Raw genomic sequence first — 7,969 nt, forward strand, 5'->3', positions numbered from 1 at the left:
CCCCAGCCCCGCCGACCACACCGCCCCGCTCGCCGCCCAGGCCGCGGGCTGGGACAGACGGCTCGCGAAGGAGACCCCGAACGGCCACCTGCTGCGGCGCAACGCCCTCTTCGAAGCCCTGAGCGGCAGCGGCAAGCTGCACCTGCTGCACGTCACACACGCCCTGGAGGAGATCAGCCGACAGGGAGTGCTCTACCCGTCGGGCGGCTGCCTCGTCGGCAGTATCTACTGCGCGCCGCTCACCGCGACCGACCAGGGCTTTCGCATGCACAACCTGGGCTCGTACGTCCTGACCAAGGAAGCGCCGGCCTTCCTGGCCCAGCTCGGCGTGACCGACCGCGTCCCCACCCCGCTGGTCTTCGAGATCGACACCCCGCCACAGGCGTACCTCGGGCTCGCCGGCGTGGACTACCTGCGGCTCGGCCTCATCCACCTGCAGATCTACAGCCACCTCGAATACCTGCTGAGCAAGAACGAAAGGCACCAGCTGCGCGAGACCGTCGTCGGCCGCGTCAAGAACTCGGCCGCGTTCCTCGCCACCGCTGCCGCCATCGCCTACCAGGACACCCGGGTCGACGCTGCGCCGTTCCTCAAGCTGCTCGACGAGACGATCCCCCGCCTGCCGATCCTCGGCTACCTGTACTTCGAAGCGGTCGCCGAGTACCTGATGCTCCACTCGACCTCCCACCACACCCGGCGCCTGGCCGAGCTCGGCGAGCTGAACAACTGGCTGTACAAGGAGATGCTGTTCGCTGCCTTCCCCGCCATGGCCGGCAAGTTCGACCTCGCGAGATTCCGTCCCCGCCCGAAGCAGCTGGCCGCGCTCATTCACCGAGTCGACCCGACCATCGACGCCAACCACGCGAGCGTGTACTTGGTCGAGCGGATCAGCTACCTCGTCGCGGCCCGTCTCCTCGCACCCGGCGAGGCCCCCGAAGCCTGGCACCGCACCCGCTGGGAGTTCGACTCCCTGGCCACCCCGCTCGGACCGCTCCTGGGCCACCTCATCCACCGGGAGCTGCGCACCTTCGGCCGCTACCCCGACTTCTACTTCTACTTCGACCAGCACAAGGCGCTGCAAGCCTGGAACTACTGGAACCACATGGACATCGTCGCCCCGTTCAACGGCACGATGCCCAAGGGCGAGATCGGCATCAACCCGGCCTACCCCAACCTCGACTACCGCGTCTGGCGCGCCGAGCAGGACGACACCGGCCACCTCCACCCGGCCGAGGAGCTCTCGCTGACCATCGCCCCGCGGCTGGTGGACATCAAGTACACCCTCATGCGCAACAACCAGTGGACCGCCCCGGCGCCCAGCGTCGTCTGATCACCACCACCGCTCGCGGTCCACCCAAGCAGCCTCACACGCAGGAGACCTGTGATGAGTCCCTCCGGCATGCCCTCCATCGACCTTCTCGGCGAACAGATCAACACTGTTCTCGCCGACCCTGCCACCACCCATGGTCTCGCCCGCGCCCTCAGGGCCGCCGCCAAGGAGATCGAACTCCACCGCTACCACCACGCCAGCCGGCGCGCCTGGCCCAACGGCCGGATCGACGACAAGCCCTCCAAAGTCCAGATCGGCGGCGGATCCCACCGCATCGACGGCTTCTTCAACATCGACCTCGCGCCGCCGGCCGACCTCCTCTGGGACATCCGCGAGGGCATCCCCCTCCAGGACGACAGCACCGACGAGATCTTCTCCGAACACTTCCTGGAACACATCGACTACCCGCGCTCCGCGAAGCACTACGTCCGCGAGGCCCACCGCGTCCTCGTGCCGGGCGGCCGGATCATCACCGGCGTCCCCGACGCCGCCTTCGCCCTGAGCCACTACCCCGGCCCTCTGGGAGCCTCCGACGAGACGATCGAACGCTGGTACGCCAAGCGCGACTGCCGCGACGACATCAACACGCGGCTCGACCTCGTCAACCTCGTCTTCCGCGACCAGGACGACGACCCCACGTACACTCCACACCTGTGGGCCTACGACCACGAGAAGCTCGTCCAACTCTTCACCGAGGCCGGCTTCACCACCGTCGCCCCCTGGACGTTCGACCCCACCATGGCCAACCCCAAGCGCCGCTGGGGCAGCGTCTACGTCGTCGCCACGAAGTAGCCCCTCAAGCAGCCCACGAGTCCGGGACGCCCCCTCCTTAGCCGTCCCGGACTCGCGGGCCTCCGCCTACGCCCCGCACCCGTCCGGCCACGCCGCCGAGGGAGCCACCTGCTCTCGGCGCCGGACGCGACCCGCATCCCGTGCTGCCTGGGCGACGAGGGTTCCTGGCACTACGCCGACCTGCCCCACGGCGACATCGGCCGCTACCCACACCACCTGATCGAACTCGCCGCCTGCTTCACCGAGCTCACACGGCGGCCGAAGCCCTGATCAGTGCCTCCGTGACCGAGGGCACCACTGTCCTCCTGGGCCGCGCAACACGTCGTTGCCGAAGCCGCCGCCGGTGCACACCCCGGCACCCGATAGGTCAGAAACGGTGCTTGTCGTGCTCGCGGTCGATGAGGGTCAGGAACTCGTCGACACTCTGCGGCCGTCGCTCGATTTCGTGCTGCGTTGCTTCCCTGACGATGGTCCGCCACGGCTCCTGCGTCGGCAGGAGGGGAATGTTCGCCTGCGGCCACTCACCAGTGAGGGCCCACGCGGCTACCCGTCCGAGGCTGTAGATGTCCGATGCGGGGACGGCATCATGCGGCTTGACGGACAGCTCAGGTGGAGCGAACCCCAGAGTGCCTATGTATGCGCCAGTGCGGCCGATGAAGGTGGTCTGGCCGCGAGGCCGCCGCCCGGTGCCCCAGTCAGCCAGCGTCCACCGCCCATGCAACAAGAGAATATTCGACGGCTTGATGTCGCGGTGGCGCCAGCCGTGCCGGTGAGCCTCGGCCAGCACGGACGCCACCGCTTTGATCATGTTGTGCAGACGCTTCGGGTCCTTCAGGTGAAGGGTCTGCTCTTCAGCGGTTGCCTCGGCCAGAGGCATGACGAACCAGTGGTGCTTAGCATCGAAGTCTAGGACCGGCATGGCATGCGGGTGCCCGTTCAACATGCGGGAGATCTCGATCTCGCGCCCCATCCGGACAGCTGCCTTCTTTCCCGGCGAGAGCCTCCGCTTGAACGCGACATCGATGCCCGACGCCTTGTGGACGGCCCGGAACACTTCCGCTTGCCCGCCCTTCTTGGGGATACGGTCCAGGGAATAGTCCTTTTTCACACCCCGCGCGGCCTCGACCACCTCACGGTAGCGCCCCAAATACGGCGGGATTTCTTCCAACGGCCCCACAACGCGTGCAAGTAGCCGACGGCTGAACCGATCGACGAACCGCTGCACGGTCATCCCTGCTTTCGGCTCCCGCAGTACCTCATCGGCGTAGTAGGTGTAGGCAATCTCGTTGTAGAGCTCATCGTTATGGAACTGGTTCAGCGCCTCTTCGAGCCTCGGCTGGACGTGGATGCTCTCGCCCTGCTCCAGCATGATGAAGAGCCCGAGCTGCGGCTGCAGCCCGTCGTGATCGTGAGAGCTCCGTACGGAAAAGGCTTGCGAGGTCAGCTCGCGGATCCGGTTGGCCAAGTTTTTTGAGGCAGAGAGTCCGGACAGCGTGGCGAACTCGATGGCACCGAGCGGTGTTTCATCCTTGGCGACGACGATGTCCCAGCGAGTTTTCCCCAAACCGAAGGAGCCGGGCAGATAGGCGTCATGGCCCACCTGTATCCAGGAGCGATCGATGCCGCGCTCGACAAGCGCATTGATCGTGGCATTGATGACTGACGCCAGGTGTCGGCCGCTCAGGATATGAGGCCGGAGCGGATCGTAGCTCCGGTTGTTGACGTCGACCCAGTATTTCCGGGCCGCGTCCGTCAACGCCTCTGTCATCAGCTCCCCCTATCGAGCGCCTACTGGCCTTGGGGAGACTACCTGCGGCGTTGAGGCAGCCGGGCCGGAGGAGGCATGCAGGTACGCCATCCAGGCTCTCGACCAGTTGGCGATCACCTGGTACGCCATGGGCATGGACCGCATCCGCGAGGTCCAGCGCACGCTCGTCCCCTGGCAGAACGAGCGATGCGTCCGGGACCTCGATGATCGTCTCTACGACTGGGGTTACGACGGTCAGCGCCCTTCAGCGTTGAACTTGGCGATCTTCTCCGGCAACTCCGCGAGCGAGTCGATGCGCATCGTCGTGATCGCGTCCGCGTCCGGGTCACGCTGCTGGATCGTCCCCCAGGGACCGCGCCGGATCAGCGCGGTCAAGAGCCCTGCCTGCACAGCCGGGCGGATGTCGTTGTCGAGCCGGTCACCGACGTACAGAATCTCGCCCGGCTCGGCAGGCGTCGCCTCGATGACGCTCTCGAAAAACTTCACATCCGGCTTCGACACCCCCCAGTCATCGCTGGTGGCGATCATGTCGGAAGGGAGATCCAGCCCCCGTAGCAGGCCGCCGGCCCGCACGGTCTGGTTCCCGGCGATACCCACCCACAGCCCCGCCTCACGCAGGGCAGCCAGCGTGGGCCGCACGTCCGGGTACAGGTCATCCTCGCCAAACCACTCCGGTTGTCCGGCAGCCGCCCGCTTCTCTCGTTCCTCGGTCAGATCGAACCCGGGCCGGAACTCCTGGAACGTCTCGCGGTAGTCGCGCCCCTGCGCGATGACCGCCCCGAACATAGCCGCGAAGGTGTGCCGTGGTACCCCCAGCCAGTCAGCCCACGTCCCGTACTCCCGGGTCTCGTCAACAAGGCACTCACCCACGTCGAATACCACCGCACGAATCATGCTCCGCAGGTTAGACAGTCCAGCCCGATGGCGAGACAGCCCTGTAGGTCTGCGGCCAAATACTGACTGCTGCGCACCCTGTTGAGTGTCAGTGGTCGTTCCTATCGTGGAGGAATGGCGAACGGGGTGTGGCACACCGGTTATGGCATAGAGATCAATCTGTCGTTACCCGATCTCGGGCATCCGGGCCGTCCGGAGCTGCTTCGTGAGATCACCGCGAGCGTGACCGACCGCGACCCGCAACTGCTCGAATGCCTGGCGCACCACGAGGGGCGGGAGTGCCAGTCGGAGATCGGCGGGAAGTCTCCGTGGATGTTCATCCGCCGAGGTCGCGTGGGCGGCCGAAGGCCGCTGGTTGCTTCTCACCTGCCGGTTACGCACAAGCCGACCCCGGCAGAGAGCGCACAGCACAAGGCCACCAAGGAGCGGGTCGTCGAGACTGCCGCGCGGTACGGGCTGGATTCCGAGGCCGAGGTTCCAGTGGCGAACCGGCGGAGCGTCACGGACGCCGTCGTCACCGGGCCCGGTGGCATACGAATCGGCTGGGAGATCCAGTACCACCACATCAGCCCCAGCAGCGTGCACCGCCGCTCGGTCAATGCCGTGGAGCACGGCATCACGCCCTTGTGGGTGGCGAAGGACCGGACGGCTTCCCTGATCGACCGTGCGCCGTGGGCACGCGTCGACGACATGCCATGGAAGGACATCGCCGACGGCAAGGAGATGGTGGTCCGCGGTGGGTACCGCCACCTTCAGGTCTGGAAGTGCGTACCGAGCAGCGACCGCCACTGCCTCGTCAGCGAGGGCGCCGGTCACTGTGACGCGATTCACGCTGACTGGTTCGTGCCCGCGCTGTGCCTTCCCGAGAAGAAGCCGGTCCACATCGAAGACCTGGTCCTGCAGAGCGCCACGGGGGAGAGCGTCCCGGTCTACGTGCCCAGCCGCGGCAACGGCCGGGCCGGTCGACACATGTGGGTGCCGGCGGAGGATCGCATGCTGTGGGAGGAGATCGTCGGTGAACGGACCCCTCTTCCTCCAGCCTCCGCCGAAGAGGACGACGACGTGATCACCTTCGCCGAGCAGGAGATCGACCGCACCTGCCGGGCAGGGGAAGAAGGCCGGTTCGTCAGCGACGCTCGACCCCTCCGCGACCTCGGCCAGTCGACTGGCGGCTTCACCCTTCCTCGCATGCCCGTGCAGGGCTCCCATGAGGCGATGCGGATCACACCAGTCGAGCGGGCCGCCGCGTCCGCCGCGCTGGGATGCCCGACGTGGGAGCTGGGGCCGTGCGCCGGCTGCGGCCAGCTGATGCGCAGGTACGGGCGGTACGCGGCGATGTACTGCAAGGTGTGCCGGGCCGTCCTCAACGGGCGGTAGCCGGGAACTGCAACCAAAACTGCAACCACGGAACGACGAAGGCTCCGGCCGCGATGCGGTCGGAGCCCTCGTTTGCCCAGGTGGGCGGCTGCGGAGGATACGAGATTCGAACTCGTGAGGGGTTGCCCCCAACACGCTTTCCAAGCGTGCGCCCTAGGCCTCTAGGCGAATCCTCCGCCGGAAACATTACATGACGGAGAGGAGTGCTCGCGAACTCGTTCCCTGCCGCCGGCATCGGGTAGGCTTCTCGCAGCCCCTCACGCGGCGCTATCTGACTGAACTCCCCCAGGGCCGGAAGGCAGCAAGGGTAGGTTGGCTCTGGCGGGTGCGTGGGGGGCGCTTGCGTTGCGAGAGGGCTCGCGTCCATGGGCGGGCCGGTTGTCGGTGGGCGCCTATAACCTCGTAGACGTGTCGTCTCTCGCGCTGTACCGCCGCTATCGCCCGGAGTCGTTCGCCGAGGTCATCGGGCAGGAGCATGTCACCGACCCGCTGCAGCAGGCGCTGCGGAACAACCGGGTCAATCACGCGTACCTGTTCAGCGGTCCGCGCGGGTGCGGCAAGACGACCAGTGCGCGCATCCTCGCCCGGTGCCTGAACTGCGAGAAGGGGCCGACCCCCACGCCCTGCGGTGAGTGCGATTCCTGCCGTGACCTGGCCAGGAACGGGCCGGGCTCCATCGACGTCATCGAGATCGACGCCGCTTCGCACGGCGGTGTGGACGACGCCCGCGATCTGCGGGAGAAGGCCTTCTTCGGGCCCGCGCGCAGCCGGTACAAGATCTACATCATCGACGAGGCCCACATGGTCACGTCGGCCGGTTTCAACGCGCTGCTCAAGGTGGTCGAGGAGCCGCCGGAGCACCTGAAGTTCATCTTCGCGACCACCGAGCCCGAGAAGGTCATCGGGACCATCCGGTCGCGGACCCACCACTACCCCTTCCGGCTGGTTCCGCCGGGGACCCTGCGGGACTACCTCGGTGAGGTGTGCCAGAAGGAGGACATCCCCGTCGAGGAGGGAGTCCTTCCGCTGGTCGTGCGGGCCGGCGCCGGGTCCGTGCGTGACTCCATGTCCGTCATGGACCAGCTGCTCGCAGGCGCGAGGGAGGAGGGTGTGACCTATGCCATGGCCACCTCGCTCCTCGGGTACACCGACGGCTCGCTGCTCGACTCCGTCGTCGAGGCCTTCGCCTCCGGGGACGGCTCCGGTGCCTTCGAGGTCGTCGACCACGTCATCGAGGGCGGCAACGACCCTCGCCGGTTCGTCGCCGACCTGCTGGAGCGGCTGCGTGACCTGGTGATCCTCGCCGCCGTTCCGGACGCCGCCGAGAAGGGGCTCATCGACGCCCCCGTCGATGTCGTCGAGCGGATGCAGGCCCAGGCCCGGTCCTTCGGTGCCGCCGAGCTGAGCCGCGCCGCCGACCTCGTCAACGAGGGGCTGACCGAGATGCGCGGCGCCACCTCCCCCCGCCTCCAGCTCGAGCTGATCTGCGCCCGCGTGCTGCTGCCCGCGGCCTACGGCGACGAGCGGTCGGTGATGGCCCGCCTCGACCGGCTCGAGCGGGGTGTGAGCTTTTCCACAGGGGCCGGGGCGCCCGCGATGGGGTACGCACCGGGGCCGGAGGTCCATGGCGCCCCGACGAGCGGTCCGGCGGGCGGTGGCGGGGCGGCAGCGCCGGTCCCGGCGGCCTCGGCGGCTCCGCTGGTGCAGCCCGGCGGCGGGGCCGCGGCCGCGCGAGCCGCCGTACGGACCTCGGGAGTACCGGGCGGGCCCGGTGCCGCCGGAGCGGCGTCCTCCGCGTCCTCCGCGGC

The 7,969-nt window shown here is 67.7% G+C and carries 6 protein-coding genes, 1 tRNA gene, 1 other RNA gene and 1 pseudogene; 6 read left to right on the top strand and 3 right to left on the bottom strand.

Annotated elements, in window-relative coordinates; genetic code table 11:
• On the top strand, positions 1-1,330 hold a 1,330-nt coding region (locus C1I97_RS25975; RefSeq protein WP_111005596.1), incomplete at its 5' end, for a hypothetical protein.
• Positions 1,331-1,384: 54 nt separating this feature from the next.
• Positions 1,385-2,122, top strand: coding sequence for a class I SAM-dependent methyltransferase (locus C1I97_RS25980; protein ID WP_111005597.1), 738 nt, complete (start codon positions 1,385-1,387; stop codon positions 2,120-2,122).
• Between the two features lie 367 nt (positions 2,123-2,489).
• Here C1I97_RS25980 and C1I97_RS25985 read toward each other — a convergent pair whose 3' ends face one another.
• Positions 2,490-3,890, bottom strand: coding sequence for a protein kinase domain-containing protein (locus C1I97_RS25985; RefSeq protein ID WP_220040859.1), 1,401 nt, complete (start codon positions 3,888-3,890; stop codon positions 2,490-2,492).
• 52 nt (positions 3,891-3,942) lie between these two features.
• On the opposite strand from C1I97_RS25985, the pseudogene C1I97_RS41760 reads away from it, so the two are divergent.
• Positions 3,943-4,144 (top strand): annotated as a pseudogene (locus C1I97_RS41760) (transcriptional regulator); the annotation flags it as partial.
• Here the strand turns inward: C1I97_RS41760 and C1I97_RS25995 are convergent.
• The gene (locus C1I97_RS25995) at positions 4,125-4,784 is read right to left on the bottom strand and encodes an HAD family hydrolase (RefSeq protein ID WP_111005598.1); all 660 of its coding nucleotides are present in this window, start codon (positions 4,782-4,784) and stop codon (positions 4,125-4,127) included. The pseudogene C1I97_RS41760 and the gene C1I97_RS25995 overlap by 20 nt on opposite strands.
• 114 nt (positions 4,785-4,898) lie before the next feature.
• On the opposite strand from C1I97_RS25995, the gene C1I97_RS26000 reads away from it, so the two are divergent.
• Positions 4,899-6,161 (top strand): competence protein CoiA family protein, encoded by a 1,263-nt coding sequence (locus tag C1I97_RS26000; protein WP_258382735.1) that lies wholly within the window; start codon positions 4,899-4,901, stop codon positions 6,159-6,161.
• 91 nt (positions 6,162-6,252) lie between these two features.
• Here the strand turns inward: C1I97_RS26000 and C1I97_RS26005 are convergent.
• Positions 6,253-6,337 (bottom strand) — tRNA-Ser (locus tag C1I97_RS26005).
• 72 nt (positions 6,338-6,409) lie between these two features.
• On the opposite strand from C1I97_RS26005, the gene ffs reads away from it, so the two are divergent.
• Positions 6,410-6,508: signal recognition particle sRNA small type (gene ffs / locus C1I97_RS26010), an RNA gene on the top strand.
• Positions 6,509-6,569: 61 nt separating this feature from the next.
• The coding region (locus C1I97_RS26015) for a DNA polymerase III subunit gamma and tau (protein ID WP_146608292.1) at positions 6,570-7,969 on the top strand (1,400 nt) is incomplete at its 3' end.

Source organism: Streptomyces sp. NTH33 (genome assembly GCF_003236365.1).
Lineage (GTDB): Bacteria > Actinomycetota > Actinomycetes > Streptomycetales > Streptomycetaceae > Streptomyces.

What these genes read in the sequence shown, in the direction of transcription:
- C1I97_RS25980 (WP_111005597.1), top strand. Translation starts at nt 1,385, where the DNA reads ATGAGTCCCTCCGGCATGCCCTCCATCGACCTTCTCGGCGAACAGATC.
- C1I97_RS25985 (WP_220040859.1), bottom strand. Translation starts at nt 3,890, where the DNA reads ATGACAGAGGCGTTGACGGACGCGGCCCGGAAATACTGGGTCGACGTC.
- C1I97_RS25995 (WP_111005598.1), bottom strand. Translation starts at nt 4,784, where the DNA reads ATGATTCGTGCGGTGGTATTCGACGTGGGTGAGTGCCTTGTTGACGAG.
- C1I97_RS26000 (WP_258382735.1), top strand. Translation starts at nt 4,899, where the DNA reads ATGGCGAACGGGGTGTGGCACACCGGTTATGGCATAGAGATCAATCTG.